At 73.4% G+C, this 25,407-nt stretch carries 21 protein-coding genes; 13 read left to right on the plus strand and 8 right to left on the minus strand.

Going from position 1 to position 25,407, the window contains the following annotated elements; genetic code table 11:
• Window positions 1–45: 45 nt before the first annotated feature.
• Window positions 46–3,747 (plus strand): chromosome segregation protein SMC, encoded by a 3,702-nt coding sequence (smc, locus tag ACIGNX_RS19930; RefSeq protein ID WP_396542085.1) that lies wholly within the window; start codon window positions 46–48, stop codon window positions 3,745–3,747.
• 3 nt (window positions 3,748–3,750) lie between these two features.
• On the opposite strand, the gene ACIGNX_RS19935 is transcribed toward smc, so the two are convergent.
• The gene (locus ACIGNX_RS19935) at window positions 3,751–4,449 is read right to left on the minus strand and encodes a lysophospholipid acyltransferase family protein (RefSeq protein WP_396542087.1); all 699 of its coding nucleotides are present in this window, start codon (window positions 4,447–4,449) and stop codon (window positions 3,751–3,753) included.
• Window positions 4,450–4,463: 14 nt separating this feature from the next.
• Window positions 4,464–4,799 (minus strand): hypothetical protein, encoded by a 336-nt coding sequence (locus tag ACIGNX_RS19940; RefSeq protein ID WP_396542089.1) that lies wholly within the window; start codon window positions 4,797–4,799, stop codon window positions 4,464–4,466.
• 237 nt (window positions 4,800–5,036) lie between these two features.
• Here ACIGNX_RS19940 and ACIGNX_RS19945 point away from each other — a divergent pair, with 237 nt between their 5' ends.
• Window positions 5,037–5,969: a GNAT family N-acetyltransferase gene (locus ACIGNX_RS19945; protein ID WP_396542091.1), complete on the plus strand. Its 933-nt coding sequence runs from the start codon at window positions 5,037–5,039 to the stop codon at window positions 5,967–5,969.
• A gap of 4 nt (window positions 5,970–5,973) precedes the next feature.
• On the opposite strand, the gene ACIGNX_RS19950 is transcribed toward ACIGNX_RS19945, so the two are convergent.
• Window positions 5,974–7,533: a sodium:solute symporter gene (locus ACIGNX_RS19950; protein ID WP_396542093.1), complete on the minus strand. Its 1,560-nt coding sequence runs from the start codon at window positions 7,531–7,533 to the stop codon at window positions 5,974–5,976.
• The gene (locus ACIGNX_RS19955; RefSeq protein ID WP_396542095.1) at window positions 7,520–8,674 is read right to left on the minus strand and encodes an anhydro-N-acetylmuramic acid kinase; all 1,155 of its coding nucleotides are present in this window, start codon (window positions 8,672–8,674) and stop codon (window positions 7,520–7,522) included. The genes ACIGNX_RS19950 and ACIGNX_RS19955 overlap by 14 nt, the downstream gene beginning before the upstream one ends.
• A gap of 114 nt (window positions 8,675–8,788) precedes the next feature.
• On the opposite strand from ACIGNX_RS19955, the gene ftsY reads away from it, so the two are divergent.
• On the plus strand, window positions 8,789–10,138 hold the full coding sequence (gene ftsY / locus ACIGNX_RS19960) for a signal recognition particle-docking protein FtsY (RefSeq protein ID WP_396542097.1): 1,350 nt from the start codon (window positions 8,789–8,791) through the stop codon (window positions 10,136–10,138).
• 93 nt (window positions 10,139–10,231) lie between these two features.
• Here the strand turns inward: ftsY and ACIGNX_RS19965 are convergent, their stop codons facing one another.
• Window positions 10,232–11,023, minus strand: a complete 792-nt coding sequence (locus tag ACIGNX_RS19965) for an IclR family transcriptional regulator (protein WP_396542099.1) — start codon at window positions 11,021–11,023, stop codon at window positions 10,232–10,234.
• 79 nt (window positions 11,024–11,102) lie between these two features.
• Between ACIGNX_RS19965 and aceB the strand changes: the two genes are divergently transcribed.
• The 3 genes from aceB to ACIGNX_RS19980 all read left to right on the plus strand — a co-directional run bounded on the left by aceB (window position 11,103) and on the right by ACIGNX_RS19980 (window position 14,368).
• Window positions 11,103–12,635, plus strand: a complete 1,533-nt coding sequence (aceB, locus tag ACIGNX_RS19970) for a malate synthase A (RefSeq protein WP_396542101.1) — start codon at window positions 11,103–11,105, stop codon at window positions 12,633–12,635.
• 1 nt (window position 12,636) lies between these two features.
• Window positions 12,637–13,833, plus strand: coding sequence for a DUF6986 family protein (locus tag ACIGNX_RS19975; RefSeq protein WP_396542103.1), 1,197 nt, complete (start codon window positions 12,637–12,639; stop codon window positions 13,831–13,833).
• Window positions 13,834–13,909: 76 nt separating this feature from the next.
• Complete coding sequence (locus ACIGNX_RS19980) at window positions 13,910–14,368, plus strand: Imm1 family immunity protein (RefSeq protein ID WP_396542105.1); 459 nt, start codon at window positions 13,910–13,912, stop codon at window positions 14,366–14,368.
• Between the two features lie 41 nt (window positions 14,369–14,409).
• Here ACIGNX_RS19980 and pucL read toward each other — a convergent pair whose 3' ends face one another.
• Genes pucL through uraD form a run of 3 tightly spaced genes read right to left on the minus strand, consistent with a single transcriptional unit; the run spans window position 14,410 to window position 16,067 of the window.
• Window positions 14,410–15,288 carry a factor-independent urate hydroxylase gene (gene pucL, locus ACIGNX_RS19985; RefSeq protein WP_396542107.1) on the minus strand — a complete coding sequence of 293 codons (879 nt, stop codon included), beginning with the start codon at window positions 15,286–15,288 and terminating at the stop codon, window positions 14,410–14,412.
• A 3-nt stretch (window positions 15,289–15,291) separates the two neighbouring features.
• A complete protein-coding gene (locus ACIGNX_RS19990) occupies window positions 15,292–15,585 on the minus strand; it encodes a hydroxyisourate hydrolase (protein ID WP_396542109.1) in 294 nt (97 codons plus the stop codon).
• Window positions 15,582–16,067, minus strand: a complete 486-nt coding sequence (gene uraD, locus ACIGNX_RS19995) for a 2-oxo-4-hydroxy-4-carboxy-5-ureidoimidazoline decarboxylase (RefSeq protein ID WP_396542111.1) — start codon at window positions 16,065–16,067, stop codon at window positions 15,582–15,584. The genes ACIGNX_RS19990 and uraD overlap by 4 nt, the downstream gene beginning before the upstream one ends.
• Window positions 16,068–16,253: 186 nt before the next feature.
• On the opposite strand from uraD, the gene allB reads away from it, so the two are divergent.
• The 7 genes from allB (at window position 16,254) to ACIGNX_RS20030 (ending at window position 25,392) form a co-directional block, all read left to right on the plus strand.
• Entirely contained in the window at window positions 16,254–17,576 is a 1,323-nt protein-coding gene (gene allB / locus ACIGNX_RS20000; RefSeq protein WP_396542113.1) for an allantoinase AllB, read from the plus strand.
• Entirely contained in the window at window positions 17,573–18,571 is a 999-nt protein-coding gene (alc, locus tag ACIGNX_RS20005; protein ID WP_396542115.1) for an allantoicase, read from the plus strand. Before allB ends, alc begins: the two co-directional genes overlap by 4 nt.
• A 124-nt stretch (window positions 18,572–18,695) precedes the next feature.
• Window positions 18,696–20,222 carry an alpha/beta hydrolase gene (locus ACIGNX_RS20010; RefSeq protein WP_396542117.1) on the plus strand — a complete coding sequence of 509 codons (1,527 nt, stop codon included), beginning with the start codon at window positions 18,696–18,698 and terminating at the stop codon, window positions 20,220–20,222.
• A gap of 325 nt (window positions 20,223–20,547) precedes the next feature.
• Window positions 20,548–21,891: an ammonium transporter gene (locus ACIGNX_RS20015; RefSeq protein ID WP_396542119.1), complete on the plus strand. Its 1,344-nt coding sequence runs from the start codon at window positions 20,548–20,550 to the stop codon at window positions 21,889–21,891.
• The gene (locus ACIGNX_RS20020) at window positions 21,888–22,226 is read left to right on the plus strand and encodes a P-II family nitrogen regulator (RefSeq protein WP_230567690.1); all 339 of its coding nucleotides are present in this window, start codon (window positions 21,888–21,890) and stop codon (window positions 22,224–22,226) included. The genes ACIGNX_RS20015 and ACIGNX_RS20020 overlap by 4 nt, the downstream gene beginning before the upstream one ends.
• A 30-nt stretch (window positions 22,227–22,256) precedes the next feature.
• The gene (locus tag ACIGNX_RS20025; protein ID WP_396542121.1) at window positions 22,257–24,626 is read left to right on the plus strand and encodes a [protein-PII] uridylyltransferase; all 2,370 of its coding nucleotides are present in this window, start codon (window positions 22,257–22,259) and stop codon (window positions 24,624–24,626) included.
• Between the two features lie 223 nt (window positions 24,627–24,849).
• Complete coding sequence (locus ACIGNX_RS20030) at window positions 24,850–25,392, plus strand: AAA family ATPase (protein ID WP_396542123.1); 543 nt, start codon at window positions 24,850–24,852, stop codon at window positions 25,390–25,392.
• Window positions 25,393–25,407: the final 15 nt, after the last annotated feature.

Genomic DNA, 25,407 nt, shown 5'->3' on the forward strand with positions numbered 1-25,407 from the left:
CGTGCCGGCACCGGGTCACGGGCCCGCACGGGTACGCTGCCCCGCGTGCACCTCAAGAGCCTGACGCTGAAGGGCTTCAAGTCCTTCGCCTCGGCTACCACGCTGCGCTTCGAGCCCGGCATCACGTGCGTCGTCGGCCCGAACGGGTCCGGCAAGTCGAACGTGCTCGACGCGCTGCGCTGGGTGATGGGCACGCAGGGCGCGAAGGACCTGCGCGGCGGCAAGATGGAGGACGTCATCTTCGCCGGCACGTCCGGCCGCGCGCCGCTCGGCCGCGCCGAGGTGACGCTGACCATCGACAACTCCGACGGCGCGCTGCCGATCGACTACGTCGAGGTGTCGATCACCCGCCGGATGTTCCGCGAGGGCGCCACCGAGTACGAGATCAACGGCAACTCCTGCCGGCTGATGGACATCCAGGAGCTGCTCAGCGACTCCGGCATCGGCCGCGAGATGCACGTGATCGTCGGCCAGGGCCAGCTCGCCGCGATCCTGGAGTCCAAGCCCGAGGAGCGGCGGGCGTTCGTCGAGGAGGCCGCCGGCGTCCTCAAGCACCGCAAGCGCAAGGAGAAGGCGCTGCGGAAGCTGGAGGCGATGCAGGCGAACCTGACCCGCCTGACCGACCTCACCGCCGAGCTGCGCCGCCAGCTCAAGCCGCTGGGCAAGCAGGCCGAGATCGCCCGGCGCGCGCAGGTCGTGCAGTCGGAGCTGCGCGACGCCCGGATGCGCCTGCTCGCCGACGACCTGGTGACGCAGCGCGAGGCGCTGGCGCGCGAGGAGCGGGACGAGGCCGCCGCCCGCGCCCGCCGCACCGAGGTGGAGAAGTCGCTCCAGCAGGCCCAGCTCCAGCAGAACGAGCTGGAGGAGCAGGTCGCGGCCGACGCGCCGAAGCTCCAGCGGGCCCAGGACACCTGGTACCGCCTGTCGGCGCTGGAGGAGCGGCTGCGCGGCACCGTGCGGCTGGCCGTGGAGCGGGAACGGCACCTGTCGGCGGCGGTGGACGCCCCGCGCGGCGGGCGTGACCCGGACGAGCTGGAGGCCGAGGCCGAGCAGACGGCGTTGCTGGAGCAGGAGCTGCAGGACGGCGTGACGGAGGCCCGGGTGGGCCTGGCGGAGGCCGTGGAGACGCGGGCCGAGCTGGAGCGCCTGGTGTCGGCGGCGGAGAAGGCGCACCTGGCCGCGGTGCGGGCGATCGCCGACCGGCGCGAGGGGCTGGCCCGGCTGTCCGGTCAGGTCGAGGCGCTGCGGTCGAAGACGAGCGCGACCGCCGAGGAGATCGAGCGCATGTCGACCGCGCTGGCCGAGGCGGTCGAGCGGTCCGAGGTCGCGCAGCAGGAGCTGGCCGAGGCCCGCGAGGTGACCGGCACCGAGGACGAGGACGACGTCGGCCTGGCCGAGCGGCACCGGCTGGCCGCGGAGGCCGACGACGCCGCCCGCCGGCGGGTCGAGGAGCTGGTGAAGGCCGAGCGCGCGGCCGAGCGCGACATCGCGTCGTGGAAGGCGCGCGTGGACGCGCTGTCGCTGGGGCTGACCCGCAAGGACGGCGCGGGCGCGTTGCTGGCGTCCCGGCTGCCGGGCCTGCTGGGCTCGGTGGCGGCGTTGCTGACCGTGGAGCCGGGTGCGGAGGTCGCGCTGGCGGCGGCGCTCGGCCCGATCGCGGACGCGGTCGCGGTGGCGTCGGGCGCGGACGCGGTGGCGGCGTTGGAGCTGCTGAAGGAGCAGGACACCGGCCGGGCCGGCGTGCTGGTGGGCGGCGCTCCGTCGACGGTCGACCGGTCCGGGTGGCCCGCGCTGCCGTCGGGCGCGCGGTGGGCCGTGGAGCTGGTGCAGGCCCCGGAGCCGCTGCGGCCCGCGCTGCACCGGGCGCTGGACCGGGTCGCGGTGGTGGACGACCTGGGCACCGCGCGCGGGCTGGTCGACGCGCACGCGGCCGTGCGGGCGGTGACCCGGGACGGTGACGTGCTGGGCGCGGACTGGGCGGTCGGCGGGTCCGGGCGCAGCCAGAGCGTCATCGAGGTGCAGGCCGCCGTCGACGAGGCGTCGGAGAAGCTGGCGCTCGCCGAACGCGCCGCCGAGCAGTCCACGGCGGCCCTCGAAGGCGCGCGGGCCGAGCAGCAGGCGCGCCGGTCCGAGCTCGCCGCGATCAAGGAGCAGCTCAACGAGGCCAAGGTGCGGCGCGCCCGGTCGTCGGAGCGGCTGAACCGGTTGGCCGCGGCCGTGCGCTCGGCCGAGGCCGAGGTGGACCGCGTGCGGGTGCAGCGGGAGAAGGTCGAGGCGGCCCGCGAGGAGAACCTGCTCAAGCTCGGCGAGCTGGAGGAACGCCTGCTGGTGGCGCAGGAGCAGCCGCTGGACGACGAGCCGGACACCGCGCACCGCGACGAGATGGCCGCCGAGCTGGCCTCCGCCCGGCAGGGCGAGGTGGACGCCCGGCTGGCGCTGCGCACCGCCGAGGAGCGCGCCCGGGCGTTGCAGGGCAAGGCCGAAGGGCTGCGTCGGGCGGCTCGGGCCGAGCGGGAGGCGCGGGAACGGGCCCAGCGCGCGCACGCGGCCCGTGCGCGCGGCGCGGTCGTGGCGAAGGCCGTGGTGCGCGGCGGCGAGGTGGCGCTGGAGCGGATTGCCGCGTCGCTGGCCCGGGCGGCCCAGGAGCGCGACGCGGCGCAGGAGCGCAGGGCGCAGCGCGAGGCGTACCTGGCGCAGGTGCGCCACCTGGTGCGCGAGATGTCCGTCGAGCTGGAGAAGCTGACCGACGCCGTGCACCGCGACGAGGTGCTGCGGGCCGAGCAGCGGATGCGGATCGAGCAGCTGGAGACCAAGGTCGCCGACGAGTTCGGCATCGGCCTGGAGGACCTGGTCGCCGAGTACGGCCCGGACGTGTTCATCCCGCCGTCGCCGCAGGAGGTCGCCGAGTACGAGGCGGCGAAGGAGCGCGGCGAGCTGGTGACCGCGCCGCAGCCCATCCCCTACGACCGGGACACGCAGGCGCGGCGCGCCAAGCGGGCGGAGCGTGACCTGTCGCTGCTGGGCAAGGTCAACCCGCTGGCGCTGGAGGAGTTCGCGGCGCTGGAGGAGCGGTACAAGTTCCTGTCCAACCAGCTGGAGGACATCAAGGCGACCCGGCGGGACCTGCTGACCGTGGTGAAGGAGGTCGACGACAAGATCCTGGAGGTCTTCACGTCGGCCTACGAGGACGTCGCCCGGGAGTTCGAGGTCGTGTTCAAGGTGCTGTTCCCCGGCGGCGAGGGACGGCTGGTGCTGACCGAGCCGGACGACATGCTGACCACCGGCATCGAGCTGGAGGCCCGGCCGCCGGGCAAGAAGGTCAAGCGGCTGTCGCTGCTGTCGGGTGGGGAGAAGTCCCTGGCCGCGGTGGCGATGCTGGTGGCGATCTTCCGCGCCCGCCCGTCGCCGTTCTACGTGATGGACGAGGTCGAGGCGGCGCTGGACGACACCAACCTGCACCGGCTGATCGGCCTGTTCGAGCAGCTGCGCGAGCACTCCCAGCTGCTGATCATCACGCACCAGAAGCCGACGATGGAGATCGCCGACGCCCTGTACGGCGTGTCGATGCGCGGTGACGGCATCAGCCAGGTGATCTCCCAGCGCCTGCGCGGCGAGGACAAGCCGAAGCGCGCCAAGCCCGCCACCGCCACGCCTGCCGCCGCCGCGCCGACGGAGGTGTCCGGGCCGGACCCGTCCGGACCTGATCCGTCCGGACCTGATTCGTCTGGACCGGACGCGTCCGCCTAGGACTCAGCGGCCGTCGAGGCGCTTCGCCTCTTCCGGGGTCGGTGCGGTGCCGCCGAGGTGCGCCGGTTGCCACCACTGGCCCTCGCCCGACTCGGGGTAGCGGGCCTGGGCGTCGTCCAGCAGCGCCTGCATCCGCTCGCGCAGGTCCGCGTCCGTGGTCGGTTCGACCGGCTCGCCCACGATGATCGTGATCGGCACGTGCCGCCGGGTCAGGGACTTGGGCCTGCCCTTGGTCCACAGCCGCTGCGTGCCCCACACGGCGGTCGGCAGCAGCGGAACGCCCGCCTCGGCCGCCATCCGCACCGCGCCGCTCTTGACGTCCTTGACGGTGAACGACCGGCTGATCGTGGCCTCGGGGAAGATCCCGACGACCTCACCGGACCGCAGCGCGTCGAGCGCCTGCTGGTAGGACGCCTGGCCGGCGGTCCGGTCCACCGGGATGTGGTGCATCCCACGCATGAGCGGGCCCGACACGGGGTGCTGGAACACCTCGTGCTTGGCCATGAACCGGACCAGCCTGCGCGCCGGGTGCGCGCCGTAGCCGGCGAAGATGAAGTCGAGGTAGGAGACGTGGTTCGAGGCCAGCACGGCCCCGCCGGTGGTCGGCACGTGCTCCGCGCCCTCCACGGTGATCCGCATGTCGAGCACGCGGAACATCAGTTTGGCCGCGGCGATCACCGGCGGGTACACGCGATCTGGCATGGACCCAGCGTACGTTACTCGCCAGTAGTGCGATCGTGCTCGCGCACCACGCGAGGGACGCCCGCCAGGTCCTCCTCATTGCACAGCAACTTCAGGGCGTAGTACGGCGAACCCTTGGTGTCGTCGTAGTCCAGGTGGACCGCGATCACGTCGACCGCTTCACCGAGCCAGTCCTGCGTCTGCCGCAGCCAGGACGCTGCGCGCTCCAACGCGTTGGGCAGGTCGTCGTCACGGAACTCGACCGGCCGATAGGGGACCTCTTGCACCTGGTCCCGCTGGTTGGCAGGCATCGGCAGGTCTACCGCCACCCCGCTGTCGTTGAGTTCGAGTTGGATCGTTTCCTCGCTCACCCTCCCAGGGTTCCCCAACGCGAAACGCGCGGCAAGAGATGTCGGTCATCCGAGGCTTACCGGCAACCCGCCGAGCCGCGCCGCCGGCGCCCGCCCCCTCGCCCCCGCAGGGCGCGACCGGCCGTCCCCCGCGGCCCGTTCGCCCAGGGCGGACGCGCCTGACCAGGGGTTCCGGCAGGCGGGCCGACCTGGAAAACTCCCTCGCGTTCGCCGACCCCGCGGGCGACCATTCCAGACATGTACGACATCCGTCCCGCCGCCCAGGACGACCTGGACGCCGTGCTCGCGCTGGTGCTGCGGTTGCAGGCCGACGACGCGCACCACATCGGCTACCTCGGCGAGACGCTCGGCGACATCTCCGCGGAGCTGGCCGAGTTCGAGCCCGACTGGGCCTCGTGCACGCTGGTCGCGACCGACGACTCCGGTGGGGTCCGCGGCGCGCTCAGCGTCGAGGTCGACCCCGACGCCGGCCGCGCCTACCTGCACGGGCCGTTCGTCGACGTGCCCGTGAACCACCCGGCGGGCAGCCGGATCTGGGACCAGACCGCCGACGCCCTGTACGCCGCCGCCGAGCCGCTGCTCGCCGGGGTCGCGGACCGCGAGCTGCTCGGCCACACCGGGCACCGGCGGCTGGCCGCGTTCGCCGAGCGGCACCGCTTCGCCGCCGCGCGGCCGTGCGGCATCCACGTCCTGGAGGGCGACGGCCTGCGCGGCCTGCTGCTGCGCGAGGCGAGCTGCCCGCGCACCGGGCCGGCCCGCGAGATGCGGTTGCTGCCGACCGACCCGGCCGTGCACGAGGCGGTGGCCGTGCTGCACGAGCGGTGCTTCCCCAGGACCCACCTGTCCGGCCGCGAGCTCGTCGACGGCAGCCGACCGCACACCGTGGTCGTCGCCGTCGACGGGGACCGGGTCCTCGGCTACGCGTCGGGCAAGGCCGAGCCGGGCGAGTTCTACCTGGACTTCGTGGCCGTGGAACCCGAGGTGCGGGGGCAGGGCGTCGGCGCGGCGCTGGTCACCGAGCTGGTCTGGAAGCTCGCCGAGAAGTCCGGCGCACGACCGCAGGCCACCGCCGCGATACTGGCGGGCAACCGCTCGTCCCTGCGGATGTTCGACCGGCTCGGCTTCCGCCTCCACCTCGAACTCGTCGCCTACCGCGCCAACGCCGCCTGACCGCTCACGCGGCCTTGGCCGACACCGCGTCACCGGAGACGCCCGGCGGGCGGGAACCCCGGTGCCGCAACGACATCAGCCCGCCCACGACCAACGTCACCAGCACCCCGAGCACGGTGTACCAGGGGTAGGCCAGGGCCACGACCTTCTGCGCCGGCGCGGCCGGTGAGAAGTCGATCGCCAGGCGCGCGTCCGGTCCGACGAACTTCACGCCCAGGATCACGAACGCCATCACCACCACCGTCACCGCGAAGGCCACCACCGCGTCCAGCTCCCGGGCCGCGCGGAACACCAACCCGAGCAGGAACGCGCCGAGCAGCGCGCCGTAGGTGAACCCGGCGATCGACAGGCCCTGCTCCACGATCGGGTTGCCGCGCCGCGTGAGCGAGGCGAACAACCCGGCGCACACGATCAGCAGCGCCGCCCACACCACGGTCCAGACCCGGCCCTGGCGGAACACCTCCGCCTCGGTCAGCGGCCGCCGCTTCAGGCGCTGCACGACGTCGGTGACGGTCGAGGACGCCAGCGCGCCCAGCGACGACGACAGGGCCGCCGCCAGGATGCCCGCGATCACGAACCCGGACAGCCCGCTCGGCATGTCGTTGACGATGAAGTTGGCGAACAGCTCGTCGTTGTTGTTGAGCCCGAGGTCCTTGACCGGGTTGGCCGCCTTGTAGAACGCCCACAGCATCACGCCGATGAAGAGGAACAACGCGAACTGGAGGAACACCACCACACCGCTGGCGATCAACGCCTTCTGCGCCGCGCGGACGTCCTTGGTCGCCATCAGGCGCTGCACGATCAGCTGGTCCGCGCCGTGCGAGGCCATGGACAGCACCGCGCCGCCGATGAACGCGGTGGCGATCGCGTACGGCGAGGTGAAGTTGCTGGCGCCGAAGTCGAGGACCTGGAACTTGCCCGCGTCGGCGGCGGCGGCGAACCACCCGTCGGGCAGCTTGCCGTTCAGCACCAGGATCACCGCGAACGCGCCGACGACGTACCAGAGCATCTGGATCGCGTCGACCCACACGACGGCGCGCACACCGCCGAGGAAGCTGTAGACGACCATCGCCACGCCGAGCACCGCCACGATCAGCCAGTACGAGGCGTCCACGCCGTACGCGACGAGGACCACCTTGATCGGGATGGCGGTGGCGAACAGCCGCAGGCCGTCCGCCAGGAGGCGGGTGACGAGGAACGTCACCGACGCCGTGCTCTGGATGTTGCGGCCGAACCGCTTGCCGAGGAAGCCGTAGGCGGTGATCAGCTCGCCCGCCACGTACCTGGGCAGCAGCACGAACGACACCACGATCCGGCCGAGGAGGTAGCCGATGGACAGCGACAGGAACGTCATCGTGCCCAGGTAGGCGACGGTCGGCACGCTCAGCACGGTCAACGTGGACGTCTCGGCCGACACCACCGAGACGCACACCACCCACCAGGAGATGCGGCGCTCGCTGACGAAGTAGTCGGTGGCGGAGCGCTGGCGGCCGGCGATCCACACGCCCAGCAGCGGCATGCCGACCAGGAACAGCACGATGATGCCGACGTCAAGTGCGCGCACGGTCTCCTCCATCTCCCCGGCGCCGGTGGCCGGCCGGCCACCGGTGGCCGCTGATCGTCAGCCCGGTCACGGCGGTGACCGCGGGCTCGGGCAGGCGCAGCGGGTAGCGGCCGGGGGTGATCGACCCCAGCGGGCGCGGACCGGCGGCGCCGGTGGCGGACGGCACGTTCGCGGGCAGGCCGTGCCAGGTCAGGAAGCCCAGCAGGGCGGCGAGGTACGCCTCCTTGCCCGCGGCGGGCAGTCCCAGTTCGTCGCTCGTGCGCAGGTCGACGCGCCGGCGCAGCGCCGCGACCAGCGCGGGGTTGCGCATGCCGCCGCCGGAGCCGATGACGGTGCCCGCGCACTCGGCGGCGATCGTGCGCGCGGTGAGCTCGGTGAGGGTGGCCAGCAGGTCCTCGGCCTGGATGGTCAGGCCCTCGGCGACGCGGTCGAGGTAGGCGCGGTTGAAGTGCTCCTTGCCGGTCGACTTCGGCGCGGGCCGGGCGTAGTAGGGGTCGGCCAGCAGGCGGTCGAGCAGGTCGGCGCGGACCGTGCCGCGCAGGGCGAACTCGCCGTCGGTGTCCCGGGTGCGCCGGCCCCCGGTCATGACGGTCATCGCCACGTCCATGAGCGCGTTGCCCGGTCCGGTGTCGTAGGCGGTGACACCTTCGGGCGAAATCTTCGTGACGTTGGCGATGCCGCCGATGTTCAGCGCGGTGGCCGGCCCGTCGAAGTCGGCGAGCCACAGGGCGTCCAGAGTGCTCGCCAGCGGCGCGCCGTGGCCGCCCGCCGCGACGTCGCGGACCCTCAGGTCGGCGACCACGGGCAGGCCCGTGGCTTCGGCTATCCACGCCGGCTGGCCGAGTTGGAGCGTGCCCAGGCAGCGGCCGTCCTCGACCCAGTGGTGCAGGGTCTGGCCCAGCGACGCGACGAGGTCGCCCCGGTACCGGGCGGCCACCTCGGCGAACGCCTGGCCGAGCCGGGTGTCGAGGACGCAGAGGTCGGCGGCGCTGGTCGGCGGCGTGCGCAGCTCCTCGGGGAACGGGTGCTCGGCGTGCTCCACGGGGGTCAGCACGACCCGCGGCCCGTCCAGGACCAGGTCGGCGACGGCCACGTCGATGGCGTCCATCGACGTGCCCGAGATGAGCCCGATCACCCTCACGCCCTGTGGTCTATTCCACACTGCGCGCGAGCGCAAGGGTGCTTGTGGGAAAGTTGCCGGAAATCAATCTGATTCGTCGATCGTCCACATAGGGTGGCGTGCGAGGATTGCGCCGTGTCCACCACGTCCCTGATCTGGATCATCGTCGTCGTCGTGGCGCTGCTCGCGGTCGCCCTCGTGGCGGGCGTCGTGCTGGCGCGGCGCCGGCGGATCAGCCTCACCGAGCCCGAGCAGGACAAGGCCGCCAAGGGCGGCTACCAGGCCGGCGGCGCGATCACGTTCAACGCGACTGCGCCACCGGTGGCCGAACCGACCGCGCCGGCCGAACCGACCGCGCCGACCCCGCCGACCGCCGAGGCGCCGCCGCCCGCGGAGGTGGTCGAGCCCGTCGAGCACCCGGTCGCCGACCGCACCGAGGTCGACGGGCAGCCGGGGGTCGGTGACGACGCCGCCGTGCCGCGCGACTCCGTGAAGCGCGGGTTCGTCGAGGTCGACCTGCCCGTGCAGGCGTCCGAGGTCGAGGAGATCGAGCCGACCGCCGGCCGGTTGGAGCGGCTGCGCGGGCGGCTGTCGCGGTCGCGGTCGACGTTCGGGCAGGGCCTGCTGGGGCTGCTCGGCGCGGGCGACCTGGACGAGGACTCGTGGACCGACGTCGAGGACACGCTGCTGCTGGCGGACCTGGGTGCGGCGATCACCGACGAGGTGGTGACCTCGCTGCGCGAGCAGATCGTGGCGCGGGGCGTGCGGACGTCGGACGACGCGCGGGCGCTGCTGCGCGACGTGCTGGTGAAGGCGCTGCACCCGGAGATGGCGCGTGCGGTGAACGCGCTGCCGCACGTCGACGGCTCCGGCGGCGTGAAGCCCGCCGTCGTCCTGGTGGTCGGCGTGAACGGCGTCGGCAAGACCACGACCACGGGCAAGCTGGCCCGGGTGCTGGTGGCGGACGGCCGGACCGTGCTGCTGGGTGCGGCGGACACGTTCCGCGCGGCGGCGGCCGACCAGTTGGAGACGTGGGGCTCGCGGGTCGGCGCGGCGACCGTGCGCGGCGCGGAGGGCGCGGACCCGGCGTCGGTGGCGTTCGAGGCGGTCAAGCGCGGCGTGCAGGACGGCGTGGACACCGTGCTGATCGACACCGCGGGCCGGCTGCACACCAAGACCGGCCTGATGGACGAGCTGGGCAAGGTCAAGCGCGTCGTGGAGAAGCAGGCGGAGGTGGACGAGGTGCTCCTCGTGCTCGACGCCACCACCGGGCAGAACGGCCTGACCCAGGCGCGGGTGTTCGCCGACGTGGTCGACGTGACCGGCATCGCGCTGACCAAGCTGGACGGCACCGCCAAGGGCGGCATCGTGTTCCAGGTGCAGCGCGAGCTGGGAGTGCCCGTGAAGCTGGTGGGCCTGGGCGAGGGCGCGGACCACCTGGCCCCGTTCGAACCCGCCGCCTTCGTCGACGCCCTCCTGACCTGACTCGAGAGTCCTACGTCCAGGCTTCGAGAGTCCAACGCTCAGGCACCCCGAGTTGAACATTCGACCGACCACCCGGTCGGTCGAATGTTCAACTCACGTGCTCTGGACGTTGGACTCTCGCGCGTTGGACGTAGGACTCTCGGTGGTGAGGAGGGTGGCGGTGGTGAGGAGGGTCGGGAGGATCCGGGTGACGGAGTCCTTGGTCAGGCGGCTGTCCGGGCCCGAGACGGAGACGGCGGCCAGGGTCGGCGCGCCCCGCAGCGGCACGGCGACGCACCGCACGCCCAGCTCCTGCTCGCTCTCGTCCAGCGCGTAGCCCTGCTCGGCGACCCGGTCCAGCGACGCCAGCAGCTCGTCCACGTCGGTGATCGTGTTCGGCGTGTACGCGGGCAGACCCGTGCGCGCCAGCAACGCCCGCACCTCGTCGCGCGGCAGCTGCGACAGCATCGCCTTGCCCACGCCCGTGGCGTGCGGCAGCAGCCGTCGCCCCACCTCGGTGAACATCCGCATCGAGTGCCGCGACGGCACCTGCGCCACGTACACGACCTCGTCGCCGTCCAGCACGGCCAGGTTCGCCGTCTCCTCCACCTGGTCCACCAACCGCGCCAGCACCGGCCGCGCCCACGTGCCGAACTGCCGCGACGCGCCCTCCCCGAGCCGGATCAGCCGCGACCCGAGCGCGTACCGCCGGTTGCTGTTCTGCCGCACGTACCCCAGCGTGACGAGGGTGCGGATCAGCCGGTGGATGGTCGGCAGCGGCAGGCCGGAGCTGCCGGCCAGCTCGGACAGGCTCGCCTCGCCACCGGCGTCGGCCAGGCGTTCGAGCAGGTCGAAGGCGCGTTGGAGCGACTGGACGCCGCCCGTGGACTCCCGTGCCACCGACACCACTCCTTCGTTGCCGTTCCGCTTCGCGAAAACTATAGTCCGCGAAGTAGAAACCGACTCGGAATCGAGGTGGGCTCCCATGTCCGGTGTTCGCGTCCTCGGGGGCGAGGTGGAGCGCGGGGACGAGATCCTCACGCCGGACGCGCTGGAGTTCGTGGCCGGGTTGCACCGCGACTTCGCCGCCACCCGCGACGAGCTGATCGCCCGCCGCGCGCACCGCCGCCCGCTCGGGTTCCTGCCCGAGACGCGGGCGGTGCGCGACGGTGACTGGCGCGTCGCGGAGGCGCCCGAGCCGCTGCGGGACCGACGCGTGGAGATCACCGGCCCGACCGAGCGGAAGATGACCGTCAACGCGCTGAACTCCGGCGCGAAGGTGTGGCTGGCCGACCTGGAGGACGCCAACACCCCGCACTGGCACAACGTGGTCTCCGGCCAGGTCAACCTCTACGACGCGGCCCGCGGCACGGTCGAGCACACCTCGCCGGAGGGCAAGCACTACGCCCTGCGCGACGACGTGGCCCGGCCGACGATCGTGGTCCGCCCCCGCGGCTGGCACCTGCCCGAGCGGCACCTGGAAGTCGACGGCAGGCCCGCGGTGGGCGCGCTGGTCGACTTCGGCCTGCACTTCTTCCACAACGCCGGGCTGGGCCGCCCGTACTACTACCTGCCGAAGATGGAGGGCCACCTCGAAGCCCGGCTGTGGAACGACGTGTTCACCGCCGCGCAGCAACGGCTCGGCGTGCCGCACGGCACGGTCCGCGCGACCGTGCTGATCGAGACGATCCCCGCCGCGTTCGAGATGGAGGAGATCCTCTACGAGCTGCGCGACCACGCGTCCGGTCTGAACGCGGGCCGCTGGGACTACCTGTTCAGCGTCATCAAGTACTTCCGCGACGCCGGGCCGGACGCCGTGCTGCCCGACCGCAACAGCATCACGATGACCGTGCCGTTCATGCGCGCCTACACCGAGCTGCTCGTGCGCACGTGCCACAAGCGGGGCGCGTTCGCGATGGGCGGCATGGCCGCGTTCATCCCGAACCGGCGCGACCCGGAGGTCACCGCGCGGGCGTTGGCGAAGGTGCGGGCGGACAAGACCCGGGAGGCCGACGACGGGTTCGACGGCTCCTGGGTGGCGCACCCGGACCTCGTGCCGGTGTGCGCCGAGATCTTCGACGCGAAGCTGGGCGACCGCCCGAACCAGCTCGACGTGCTGCGGCCGGAGGTGTCGGTGACCGCCGAGCAGCTCCTGGACTTCGCGTCGGCGGGCGGCGGCGCGACCCGCGCGGGCGTGGAGTCCGCGGTGGACGTCGGCGTGCGGTACCTGCTGTCGTGGTTGGGCGGCAACGGCGCGGCGGCGATCCACAACCTGATGGAGGACGCGGCCACCGCCGAGATCTCCCGCTCGCAGCTGTGGCAGTGGGTGCACAACGGCGTCGTGCTGGACGACGGCACGCCCGTCACCGCCGAGCTGGTGCGCTCCGTGCTCGCGGAGGTCCGGCGGGAGCTGGGCGGAGAGCACGTCGACCTGGCCGTGGAGCTGTTCGAGCAGGTCGCGCTGTCCGACGAGTTCGTGGACTTCCTGACCCTGCCCGCCTACGAGCGGATCGCCTGACGTGCCGCGGACGTCGCTGCAGGCCGAGGCGGTGCGGGCGGTCACCGCGCGGTTGTCCGATGTGGAGCCGCGCTCGCCCGCGGGGCGGCAGCCGGTGCACACGTGTTACGTGCCCGCCGACCGGGTGACTCCGGCCACGATCGCGGACTGGGGTGCGCAAGCGCTTGCGGCCCTGGACGAGCACGCCCCGGACGGACTGGCCGACGTGCTCGACCTCGCGCCCGACGTGGCCGGGGCGGTGGACGCGCGCGTGCGGGCCAAGCTGGAGCGCGAGCCGGTGGAGGACCTGCGCGTCGACTTCGAGGACGGCTACGGAGCCCGTCCGGACGACGAGGAGGACGCCGACGCCGAACGCACCGCGCACGTCGTGCGGGACTGGCTGCGGGACGGCGCGGCGCCACCGCGGTTCGGGCTGCGGATGAAGTCGTTCGACACGGAGGTGTCGCGCGAGCGCGGCATCCGCACGCTCGACGTGTTCCTCACCGCGCTCGGCGGCGCGCCCGAGGGCTTCGTGATCACCTTCCCGAAGGTCACCTCGGTCGCGCAGGTGGAGGTGTTCGGCGACGTCCTGGACCTGTTCGGGCTGCCGCTGCGGTTCGAGGTCCAGGTCGAGACGACCCGGTCGATCGTGGACCCGCAGGGCCGGCTCGCCATCCCGCGGTTCCTGGAGGCGGGTCGCGGCCGCGTCACCGGGCTGCACTTCGGCACCTACGACTACACGGCCGGTTGCGGGCTCGGCGCGGCGCACCAGCACCTGGCGCACGGCGCGTGCGACTTCGCCCGCAACGTCATGCAGGTGTCCGCCGCGGGCACCGGCGTCGAGCTGTCGGACGGCTCCACGAACGTCCTGCCGGTGGGCGACGACGTGCACGAGGGCTGGCGCACGCACTACCGGTTGGCGCGCCGGTCGTTGGCCCACGGCTTCTACCAGGGCTGGGACCTGCACCCGGCGCAGCTGGTGACGAGGTACGCGGCGGTGCACGCGTTCCACCTCGAGGGCGTGGAGGCCGACGCACGGCGGCTCCGGGCGTACGTGGCGCGGGCGGGCGGTTCGGTGCTGGACGAGCCCGCGACCGCCCAGGCGCTGTCCACGTCGTTCCTGCGCGCCCTGGACTGCGGTGCCCTGGACGAGGACGAGATCCACCGGACGACGGGACTCACCGTGACCGAATTGCGGGCCCTAGCTAGAAGAGAGTGATCACGGCATCGCTGGATGGGGTGATTCTCGAACCAGTGATCTGCCGGGCCGTGCGACACCGGTCAGGGTGTGTGTCATGACCATGAGGGCCGGCTTGTGGACCGGGCTGCCGAACCTGGAGCGGGCGGAGTTCCGCTACCAGGTGGTGGCGTGCGCGGCGGACGTGGACGTGCTCATCGCCGCCCTGGCGCGGCCCGAGTGCAACGACGGGATGCTGGAGCACTTCGGCCGGCCGCCCGACGCCGAGGGGGAGTGCGACCACAACCTGGTGCTCGCCGTGCGCGGCCGGTGGGGCTACCTGAACTACGTCGACGACGAGTTCACCGGTTGGCCGAAGGGCGAGCCGCACGCGCCGTACGTCGACGAGACCTACACGGACTTCCCGCCGGGCGTGGGCGTGCCGCTGTCGACGTACCGCGACGTGCTGCTGGAGTTCATGGTCACGGCCCGCCGGCCGACGGTCGTGGACTGGTACGAGGAGGCCGACCTGTTCCACGCGTGGCGGCTGCAACGCATGGCGCTGCGCCGGAAGTGACCCCGCCGGAAGTGACCCCGCCGGAAGTGACCGCGCCGGCGTCAGAACGACGGCAGCGCGTACCAGGCGGAGCCGGCGTCCTCCGCGTCGTCGCGCAGCACGACGCCCTCGATCAGCCCGTACGGCCGGTCGGCCGCGTGGAACACCTCGTTGTCGTTCTCCAGCCCGAACGGCGACAGGTCCACCGCGAAGTGGTGCTTGTTCGGCATGGACAGCCGCACCTCCGCCACCTCGGGCCGACCTTCCAGCACCGCTTCCCCCATCGCGTACAGGGTTTGCTGCAACGACAGGCTGTGCTTGCCCGCGAACGCCGCCAGCAGCAGCCGCCGGACCTGGGCGAAGCTGTCCGCCCAGTCGATCCCGTCGCCCTGGTAGCGCCACCGCGCGGTCACCGACGTGGCCAGGATGCGGTCGTGGGTCTCCCGCAACGTCGTGTACTCGTCGCGCGGGAAGCCGTGGAACTCCGACCCGGTCGACTTGAGCACCACCAGGTCCCGCAGCCCCGACACCACCCAGGCCCGCTCGCCCTCGACGGTCACGGCGGTCGTGCGCTTCTCGTTGCCCGCCTGGACGAACGAGTGGTCGTTGCCCTCGATGCGCTGCCACGCGTGCTCGTCGATCAGCACGCGGGCGCCGGTGATCGCCTCCTGCGAGGTGACGAAGTGCCGGCCCAGGCGCAGCGCGAAGTCCTCGATCTCGCCGACCGGCGCCCGCTTGGCGAAGGCGTAGACGGTGTTCTTCTGCGTGTCGGTCGCCAGCACCTTGGAGTTGTCGCCGGTCAGGTGGGTGTCGGCCAGGTCGCCGCGCAGGGAGGTGCTGACCGTGAGGTCCCTGATCGTGTGCACGGCACCGTCGCGGGTGACCGTGACGAGGCGGTTCTCCGCCTTCCCGTACTGGTTGGGCCCCAGGACGATGGCCATCGGTCAGCTCCCTCGGTAGGTCGTGTAGGCGAACGGGCTGAGCAGGACCGGCACGTGCAGGTGCGGCCGGTCCGCGGTGACCCGGAACGCGACGGTGATCTCCGGGTAGAACGGCGTGTCGACCTCGAAGACCAGCCGGTGCACGCCGGGGGTCAGCCCGTGCGCGAAGCGCAGCCTGCCGTCGTCGTCGGTGACCCCTTCGGCCAGCACCTCGCCGCCGCGCTCCAGCCGGACCGGCACGCCGACGCGCGGCCGGCCCGCCTCGGCGTCGAGCACGTGGGTGGACAGCGTGCTCATGCCAGCACCTTCTCCAGCCGCAGGGCCGCGATCTTCGCCAGTTCCCGGTTCACCACGCGCAGCTCGGCGTCCGGCGGGTTCGCCATCCGGGCGGTGAGGTCGGCCAGCACCCGTTCGCCGGTCAAGCCGGTGGCGCACACCAGGTAGATGTGCCCGAACCGGTCCTCGTAGGCGGCGTTGGCGGCGCGCAGCCGGTCGGCGAGCGACGAGGCGACGCCGGACTGCTCGTCGGCCGACCACCTCGCGGCCACCCCGTCGCCCCCGGCCCGCTCCCCGATGCGGGGGTGGCCCGCGATGGCCGCGCGGACCTCGTCATCGCTCAGGTCCGCGTGCCGGTCGGCGGCGGCGAGCAGCGCGTCCACGTCGGCGTAGGGGCGGCCCGCCAGCAGCGCGTCGACCCAGCGCGGCACGGCGAGGCAGTCGGCGAGCACGGGGCGGAGCCGGTCCGCGGGTGCGGAGTTGAACGCTTCCAGACCGGGCACGGACGCTCCCCGTTTCTGTATCGCGGAATCGCCTTTCCGCGAAGGGCGACGGTACGAGCGCCCCCATCACGTGTCAACAGTCTCGCGCCGCCACCGAAGGACCGCCGGTCCTCCCGCCGCCCGAAACGCGGATTTCACGAACCGGACCCTTCGCACCGCCGCCGATCGGCTGGGAGAGTGACCGGCATGGACCTGGTGCTGCGCGCTGCCCGAGTCGTCACCCCCGACGGTGAACGCCGCGCCGACGTCGGCGTGGCGGGCGGTCGCGTCGTCGCCGTGGCCGACCACCTCGACGCCGACACCGTCGTGGCGCTGGCCGACGACGAAGTCCTCCTGCCCGGCCTGGTCGACACGCACGTCCACGTGAACGACCCGGGCCGCGGCGACTGGGAGGGCTTCGCGACGGCCACCCGGGCCGCGGCGGCGGGCGGCGTCACCACGATCGTGGACATGCCGCTCAACAGCCTGCCCCCGACGACCTCCGCGGCCGCGCTGGAGGCCAAGCGGGACGCGGCGCGCGGCGAGGTCAACGTCGACGTCGGCTTCTGGGGCGGCATCGTGCCGACCAACCTCGACGACCTCGACGAGCTGCACGAGGCCGGGGTGTTCGGCTTCAAGTGCTTCCTGATCCACTCCGGCGTGGACGAGTTCCCGCACGTCAGCGAGGACGAGCTGCGGGCCGCCCTGCTGCGGCTGCGCCCGCGCGACGCCCTCGTCGTCGTCCACGCCGAGGACCCGCACCAGGTCACCGAGCCGGGGCCGGACTACCGGGCCTTCCTCGACTCCCGGCCGCACCGGGCCGAGTCGCACGCCGTCACCACCGTGGTGGACCTGGCCAACGAGACCGGGGCGCGGCTGCACGTGCTGCACCTGTCCAGCGGCGAGGCGGTGCGGCAGGTGCGCACGGCCAAGGAGCTGGGGCTGCGGCTGACCGCCGAGACCTGCCCGCACTACCTCACGTTCGTGGCCGAGGAGATCGCCGACACCGCGACGGAGTTCAAGTGCTGCCCGCCGATCCGCGACGCGGCCAACCGCGAGCAGCTGTGGCGGGCGCTGGGCGAGGACCTGATCGACCTCGTGGTCACGGACCACTCGCCGTGCACGCCGGAGTTGAAGCAAGGTGACTTCGCCACGGCGTGGGGCGGCATCGCGAGCCTGCAACTGGGCCTGCCGGCGGTGTGGACCCAGGCCAGGCAGCGCGGGTACGCGCTGACCGACGTGGCCCGGTGGATGGCGACCCGGCCCGCCGACCTGGTCGGCCTGACCACCAAGGGCCGCATCGAACCCGGCGCGGACGCGGACTTCTGCGTCTTCGCCCCGGATGAGGCGTTCGTGGTGGACCGCGCCGCGCTGCGCCACCGCAACCCCGTGACGCCCTACCACGGCCGCCCGCTGGCGGGCGTGGTGCGGCAGACGTGGCTGCGCGGGCGGCCGATCGACGACCGGCCGCGCGGCAGGTTGCTCGAACGCCCCCGGCCGGACCGGGGACCGGACCGAGGAGGCGCATGACGGGAACCCCCGACTGGACCCGGCTGCCCGACCTGGCCTGCCGCTCGGTGGGCGGCAGCGTCGTGTGGGCCAACGACGAGTCCTTCGCCGAGCGCGAGAACCTCATCCTCAAGCCCGAGCCGCGGTACGCGACCTACACGTTCGGGCACAAGGGCCAGGTCTACGACGGGTGGGAGACGCGCCGCAGGCGCGAGCCCGGCGAGGACCGGGCGATCGTCCGGCTCGGCCTGCCCGGCGTGATCCGGGGCGTGGTGGTCGACACCGCGTTCTTCAAGGGCAACTACCCGCCGTTCGCGTCGGTCGAGGCGACCTCCGCCCGGGGCTACCCGGCGCCCGGCGAGCTGACCGGCTGGGAGGCGGTGGTGCCGAAGTCGCCACTGGGCGGCGACCGCAAGCACTACTTCGAGGTGACCGCGCGCCGCCGGTACACGCACGTGCGGCTGACCGTGTACCCGGACGGCGGCGTGGCCAGGCTGCGCGTGTTCGGCAGCCCGGTGGTCGACCCGGAGCTCGTCGTGCCGGAGGCGTTCGACCTGGCCGCGGCGGAGAACGGCGCGTCGGTCACGGGGTGCAGCAACATGTTCTACGGCGATCCCGGCAACCTCATCGCGCCCGACCGGGCGACCGTCATGGGCGAGGGCTGGGAGACCGCGCGCCGCCGTGACGACGGCAACGACTGGGTGGAGGTGGAACTGGCCGCGCCGGGCGTGATCCGGCTCGCGGAACTGGACACCAGCCACTTCAAGGGCAACGCGCCCGGCTGGGCGTCGGTCCGGGGGCGCGACGCGCGCACCGGCGCGGAGTTCGACGTGCTGCCCCGCACCCGGTTGCAGCCCGACACCCGGCACCGCTTCCGCGTCGACGGCGTGCCCGAGGCGACCCACGTGCGGCTCGACATCTACCCGGACGGCGGAATGGCCCGGCTGCGCCTGATCGGCGGCTTGACCGCCGAGGGGCTCGACGTGATCACCCGCCGCTACCGGGAGTTGCTGTGACGGCGCGGGAGGTTGTCAGCCTTCGGGCTGATCACAGGTGAGACTTCCGTCGGTTGTGGTGCCTCCGAACGCCCTGGGAGCCTGCGAACTCCCGATTGGGTGAACAGGAACCAGGGAGGAACCTGTGCGACCGATCACGAGGGCGCTGGGCGGTGTCGCGGCCGCGCCGGCGCTCGCCGCGGGCACCGCGTCACCGGCGTCGGCCGAGCCGGGGGACCGGGGCGCCGCGACGATCGACTGGCACCCGTGCCCCGAACCGGCCGAGGTCGAGTGCGGCACGCTGAGCCTGCCGATCGACTGGGCGCGACCGCGCGGGGAGCGGTTCGACCTCGCCGTGGCCCGCCGCAAGGCCACCGACCCCGCGCGGCGCATCGGCGCCCTGGTGGTCAACCCCGGTGGTCCCGGCGGCTCGGGGGTGAACTTCGCCCTGCGCGCCGACGGCTACTTCAGCCCCGAGGTCCGGCAGCGCTTCGACATCGTCGGCTTCGACCCGCGCGGTGTCGGCCGCAGCCAACCCGTCCGGTGCTCGGTCGAGGTGCTCGGCCGGCAGCCGTCGGTCCACCCCGCCGACCAGCGCGCGTTCGACGCCCTGGCCGCCTACAACCGGGAGTTGGCCGCCGACTGCCGCGCGCACAGCGGTCCCGTCCACGACCACGCCGACACCGGCTCCGTGGTCAAGGACGTCGACGCGCTGCGCAAGGCCCTCGGCGAGCGCCGGATCAACTACTACGGCCTGTCCTACGGCACGCTCATCGGCCGGCAGTACGCCGAGGAGTTCGGCCGGGACGTGCGGGCCATGGTGATCGACTCGAACATGGACCACAGCCTCGGCACGTGGCGGTTCAACGAGACCGAGGCGCGGACGGCCGAGGACTCGTTCCGCGAGTTCGTGGCGTGGTGCGACCGCGCCGAGTCGTGCGCCCTGCACGGCCGGGACGTCACCGCGGCCTGGGACGACCTGCTGGCCCGCGCCGACCGGGGCGAGGTGGTCGACCCGTTCGAACCGACCCGGACCCTCGGTGCCGACGACATCATCGGCATCGCGTTCAGCGCGTTCTACGGCCCCGACTGGCAGCCGCTGTCGGAGTCGCTGGTGGAACTCGGCGCGGGCACGCCCGCCAGGGCCGCCTTCGCGGCCGAGGAGACCGCGCTCAACCCGTTCGCGGCCGTGTTCTGCCAGGACTGGGCGATCCGGGTCGCCGACCACCGGCAGTTCTCCGCGCTGGTCGACCGCGCCCGGCAGGTCGCGCCGCACATGCGCGGCTCGTCGCTCGGGCACGCGGCGATGGCCGGGTGCGTGGGGCTGCCGGGGCGGGTGAACAACCCGCAGCACCGGTTGGACCTCGACCACGCGCCGAAGATCCTGATGCTCAACGCGCTGCACGACCCCGCCACCGGGTACGAGTGGGCGGTCGACGCGCACCGGCAGAGCCGCGACACCACCGTCCTGCTCACCTACGAGGGCTGGGGCCACGGCGTGTACGACCGCAGCGACTGCACCCGCGGCGCGACGGACGACTACTTGATCAACCTGAGGACCCCGCGGCCGGGCGCCCGGTGCGCGGCGGTGGAGCCCGCCCCGGTGTCGGCCGCGACGCCGGGCGCCAGGCCGGTGCCCGAGGGCCCGACCCAGGCCGTCCCCGGCTGGTAGCCGGACGCCGGTGGCCGCCCCCGCACGACGGCGGGGGCGGCCTCGCCCGGTGCGGACCGGGCACGACCGGCGGTGACCCAGCGTCGCCGGGGCGTTCGGCGGGGTCACACGAATCACCGCCGCGGTGCGCCCGCGCTCGCACCGTCCGTCACCGGGAGGCCGACCTCACCGGTGCGGATCGCGGTCGCGCGGGCGTGCTTCAACCCCGTGAAACGCGCCCGTAACACCGGGGCGGGGACAGTTCACCTCTGCGAAACCTGTGGCGCGGCCGCGCGAAACAGGACATACCGATGCTCCCTGCAACCGACGTGCAGTGGAGGTCGACGTGGATACAGGGGACACCGCCTGGGTGCTCACCAGTGCCGCACTGGTGCTGTTGATGACGCCGGGACTTGCCTTCTTCTACGGGGGCATGGTCCGGTCCAAGAGTGTGCTCAACATGATGATGATGAGCCTGGGCGCAATCGCCGTGGTCGGTGTGCTCTGGGTGTTGGTCGGCTACTCCACGGCGTTCGGCACCGACGTCGGCGCCGGCCTGCTCGGCAAGCCGTTCGAGTTCTTCGGCCTGGACGGCCTGCTCGGCAAGGAGTCGGCGTTCGGGACCATCCCGACCACCGTCTTCGTCGCGTTCCAGGCGATGTTCGCCATCATCACGGTGGCGCTGATCTCCGGCGCGATCGCCGACCGCGCCCGGTTCGGGCCGTGGCTGCTGTTCGCCGGCCTGTGGTCGCTGCTGGTGTACTTCCCGGTCGCGCACTGGGTGTTCGACTTCGACGGCAAGGACGCCGACGGCAACGTCGTCGACCCGGGCGGCTGGATCGCCAACAAGCTGCTCGCCATCGACTTCGCGGGCGGCACGGCGGTCCACATCAACGCGGGCGCCGCGGGCCTCGCCCTGGCGCTGGTCCTCGGCAAGCGCGTCGGTTGGCCGAAGGACCGGATGAAGCCGCACAGCCTGCCGCTGGTCGTGCTCGGCGCGGGCCTGCTGTGGTTCGGCTGGTTCGGCTTCAACGCGGGCTCCGCCGTCGCCGCGAACGGCACCGCCGGCGTCACGTTCGTCAACACCCTGGTCGCCACCTGCGCCGCGATGCTCGGCTGGCTGCTCGTGGAACGCGTCCGCGACGGCAACGCCACCACCCTGGGCGCCGCCTCCGGCATCGTCGCGGGCCTGGTCGCCATCACCCCGGCCTGCTCCTCGGTCACCCCGCTCGGCGCGATCGCGGTCGGCGCGATCACCGGCGCCCTGTGCGCCCTGGCGGTCAGCCTGAAGTACCGCTTCGGCTTCGACGACTCGCTCGACGTGGTCGGCGTGCACCTGGTCGGCGGCCTGTCCGGCACGATCCTGATCGGCTTCTTCGCCAGCTCCTCCGCCCCGGCGGGTGTCGACGGCCTCTTCTACGGTGGCGGCCTGGACCAGCTGTGGCGGCAGGTCGTCGGCGCGCTGGCCGTGCTCGCCTACTCGTTCGTGCTGAGCCTCGTGCTGGGCTACCTGGTCAAGCTCACCGTCGGCTTCCGCGCCGACCAGGAGGCCGAGGTCGCCGGCATCGACGAGGCCGAGCACGCCGAGACGGCCTACGAGTTCGGCGGCGGCATCGGCACCCGCGGCGGCAGCAAGCCCAGTGTCGCCGCCGGCGCCACTGCTGTCCTTGAGGGGAGCACCAAGTCATGAAGTTGGTCACCGCGATCATCAAGCCCTTCACGCTGGACGACGTGAAGGCGTCCCTGGAGCAGCTGGGCGTGCTGGGCATGACCGTCAGCGAGGTCCAGGGGTACGGCAGGCAGAAGGGCCACACCGAGGTCTACCGCGGCGCCGAGTACGCCGTGGACTTCGTGCCCAAGCTGCGCATCGAGGTCCTGGTGGACGACACCGCCGTGGAGAAGGTCCTCGACGCCGTCGTGGAGGCCGCGCGCACCGGCAAGATCGGCGACGGGAAGGTCTGGGTGACCCCGGTCGACACGGTCATCCGGGTCCGCACCGGGGAACGCGGCTCGGATGCCCTTTAGGGGACCGCGGTAGGGATGGGAGACGGCCGTATGGATGACGAGAAGACGGCCGTCGTCACGGCTGACGACCTGGTGCGGGCACGCGATCAACTGCTCGCGCCAGGTCGGCGCCGTCTGACGGGGGAGCCGCTGCGCGAGGCGCTGGTGGACCTGCACGAGTTCTGGCTGACGGCCCACGCCTCGCAGTCGGGCGTCGGCGGGTCGGGCGGCGGGGTCGCGCTGGTCGCCGTGGGGGGACTGGGCAGGCGCGAGCTGGTGCCCTACTCGGACCTCGACCTGCTGCTGGTGCACAACGGGCACAAGGGCGTGGACGAGATCGCCGGGAAGCTGTGGTACCCGCTGTGGAACTCCGGCATCGGCCTGGACCACTCGGTGCGCACGGTCGGCGAGGCGCTGCGCGTCGCGGCGGGCGACCTGCGCACCGCGCTGGGGCTGCTGGACCTGCGCCACATCGCGGGCGACCAGGAGATCGGGCAGCGGCTGGCCGACAGCGCCCGGCAGGCGTGGCGGACCGGCGTGCGCACCCGGTTGGACGAGATGGCCGAGTCGGCGTCGCGGCGCTGGGCGCGCAGCGGCGAGATCGCGCACCGCGTGGAACCGGACCTCAAGCACGGCCGGGGCGGGCTGCGGGACGTGACGCTGCTGGACGCGCTGAGCGCGGCGCAGCTGACCGACCGGCCCTCCGCCGAGGTGGACGAGGCCCGCAGGCTGCTGCTGGACGTGCGCACCGAGCTGCGCCGGGTGGCGCGCAAGCCGCGTGACGTGCTGCGGGCGCAGGACGGCGACGAGGTGGCCGCCGCGCTGGGCCTGCCCGACCGCTTCGCGCTGGCCCGCTCGATGTCGTCGGCCGCGCGCACGATCGTCTACGCCGTGGACGTGGCCATGCGCACGGCGCGCGCCGCGGTGCCCAAGCGCGGGCTGGGCGTGTTCGCGCGGTCCCCGCTGCGCCGCACGCCCGCCCGGCGCCCGCTGGACGAGGGCGTCGTGCTGCACGGCTCGGAGGTGGCGCTGGCCCGCGACGCCGTGCCCAGCCGCGACCCGGCGCTGCTGCTGCGCGTGGCCACGGCCGCCGCCCGCAGCAGGCACCCGATCGCCGCGGGCACCCTGGCCAAGCTCGCCGACTCCGCGCCGGAGCTGCGCCAACCGTGGCCGCGCGAGGCCCGCGAGGAGCTGCTGGCGCTGCTGGGCAGCGGCACGGGCCTGATCGACGTGGTGGAGGCGCTGGACCGCACCGGCCTGTGGGGCAGGCTGTTCCCCGAGTGGGGCGCGGTGCGCGACCTGCCGCCGCGCGACGCCGCCCACACCTGGACCGTGGACCGCCACCTGGTGCAGACCACCGCGCACGCGGCCCGCCTGGTCACCACGGTGTCCCGGCCGGACCTGCTGCTGCTCGGCGCGCTGGTGCACGACATCGGCAAGGGCAGGCAGGCCGACCACTCGGAGGTCGGCGCGGCGCTGACGACGCAGATCGCCGAACGCCTCGGGCTGTGGCCGCAGGACGTCCTCACGCTGACCGCCCTGGTGCGCCACCACCTCCTGCTCCCGCACACCGCGACCCGCCGTGACGTGGAGGACGAGGCCACCGTGCGCCGCGTGGTGGACACGCTCGGCGGCGACCCCGTGCTGCTGGAGCTGCTGGCCGCGCTGGCCGAGGCCGACGCCGTGGCCACCGGGCCGGGCGCGTGGTCGGACTGGAAGGCGTCGCTGGTCAACGACCTGGTCGCGCGCTGCCGCACGGCGATGGCCGGCGACCCGCTGCCCGAGCCGGAGCCGCTGGAGCGGCGCCAGCAGGACCTCGCGCAGGCCGTGCTGGCGAGCGGCCGGCCCGACGTCCTGATCGACCCGGGCGACCACGCGGCCACCGTCACCGTGATCGCGCCCGACCGGCCCGGCACGTTGTCGCGGGCCGCGGGCGTGCTCGCGCTGAACTCCCTGGAAGTGCACGCGGCGACCCTGCGCTCCCACGTCGACCCCGCCCTCGGCGCGGCAGCGGTCGACGTGTTCACCGTGTCGCCCAGGTTCGGCTCCCTCCCGGACGTGACCCTGCTGCGCGAGCAGCTCACCAGGGCGTTGGACGGCTCCCTCGCGCTGGCCGACAAGCTCGCCGCCAAGGAGCGCGACTACGGCGGCCCGCCGCAGGACCCGCCGCCGCCGAAGGTGCTGTGGTTCGACGACGAGTCGACCGGCGCGGTGGTGCTGGAGCTGCGGGCGGCCGACCGGATCGGGCTGCTGCACCGCGTCGCGGACGCGCTGGAGCGGTCCGGTGTGGACATCGTGTGGGCGCGGGTGTCCACGTTGGGCTCCACGGTCGTCGACTCGTTCGCCGTCACGGTGCCGGAGGGCGCCGCGGACGCCGACCGGCGGCGGATCGAGCGGGCCGTCCTCCAGGCCGCGCGCTGAGGGTTGCGTAGGTCTACGCACGACCGACCGGGGGTGCTCACGCTGCCGACGCCACCCGTTCGGGGGCAGGCTTCCACCCGTGGCACGGGGGAGTCCCGGCCGGACCGGGGGGCTCCGGCGGGCACGGCGCCACGTGGTCGGGAGCGGCCCGTCGAGGGGTCGGGCCGCCCCCGGCCGCTCCGGAACGCGCCCGCGCCCGAAACGTCTCTTTAGTATGGATGCGATGACCGCTGTCGCCGTGAGGCCGCGCTCGCTGGTCGTGCTGGCCGGACTGCCGGGAGCGGGCAAGTCGACGCTGCTCGCCGCGGCCGACGCGGGCGGCGCGCCCGCCGTCGTGCTGGACTCCGACCAGGTGCGGGCCCGGCTGCGCGCGGTCTTCCCCGAAGCGCTGCCGTACCGGCTCTACCGACCGCTGGTGCACTTGGTCCACCGCCTGCGGATCGCGTGGTTCGCGTTCGCCGCCACCGGCCTGCTGCTCGTGCACGAGCCGTCCACCCGGCCCACCACGCGTGCCGGCCTGGTCGCCGTCGGCGCGCTCGCGGGCAGGCCGCGGCACTTCCTGTGGCTGGACGCGAGCCCCGAGGAGGCGCTGTCCGGCCAGGTGGAGCGGGGCAGGCTGATCCGGTCGCGGTCGTTCGCCCGGCACGTGCGCCGCGCGGCCCGGCTGCGGACCCGGTTCGCCGCGGGCGTGCCGCCGCGGGGCTGGCACGGCCTGACCCTGCTGACCCGGCGTGACCACCTGCGCCTGTCGGTGACGCCGGCGTGAGCGGCTACCCTGGGC

The sequence above is a fragment of the Actinosynnema sp. NPDC053489 genome, from assembly GCF_044544865.1.
Classification (GTDB): Bacteria; Actinomycetota; Actinomycetes; order Mycobacteriales; family Pseudonocardiaceae; genus Actinosynnema.

Excerpts from the sequence above, each read along its gene's own strand:
- pucL (WP_396542107.1), bottom strand. The coding sequence starts at position 15,288 with ATGGCCATCGTCCTGGGGCCCAACCAGTACGGGAAGGCGGAGAACCGC.
- ACIGNX_RS20030 (WP_396542123.1), top strand. The coding sequence starts at position 24,850 with ATGACCGCTGTCGCCGTGAGGCCGCGCTCGCTGGTCGTGCTGGCCGGA.
- aceB (WP_396542101.1), top strand. The coding sequence starts at position 11,103 with ATGTCCGGTGTTCGCGTCCTCGGGGGCGAGGTGGAGCGCGGGGACGAG.
- ACIGNX_RS20025 (WP_396542121.1), top strand. The coding sequence starts at position 22,257 with ATGGATGACGAGAAGACGGCCGTCGTCACGGCTGACGACCTGGTGCGG.
- ACIGNX_RS19980 (WP_396542105.1), top strand. The coding sequence starts at position 13,910 with ATGACCATGAGGGCCGGCTTGTGGACCGGGCTGCCGAACCTGGAGCGG.
- alc (WP_396542115.1), top strand. The coding sequence starts at position 17,573 with ATGACGGGAACCCCCGACTGGACCCGGCTGCCCGACCTGGCCTGCCGC.
- ACIGNX_RS19935 (WP_396542087.1), bottom strand. The coding sequence starts at position 4,449 with ATGCCAGATCGCGTGTACCCGCCGGTGATCGCCGCGGCCAAACTGATG.
- allB (WP_396542113.1), top strand. The coding sequence starts at position 16,254 with ATGGACCTGGTGCTGCGCGCTGCCCGAGTCGTCACCCCCGACGGTGAA.
- ACIGNX_RS19990 (WP_396542109.1), bottom strand. The coding sequence starts at position 15,585 with ATGAGCACGCTGTCCACCCACGTGCTCGACGCCGAGGCGGGCCGGCCG.
- ACIGNX_RS20020 (WP_230567690.1), top strand. The coding sequence starts at position 21,888 with ATGAAGTTGGTCACCGCGATCATCAAGCCCTTCACGCTGGACGACGTG.
- ACIGNX_RS19945 (WP_396542091.1), top strand. The coding sequence starts at position 5,037 with ATGTACGACATCCGTCCCGCCGCCCAGGACGACCTGGACGCCGTGCTC.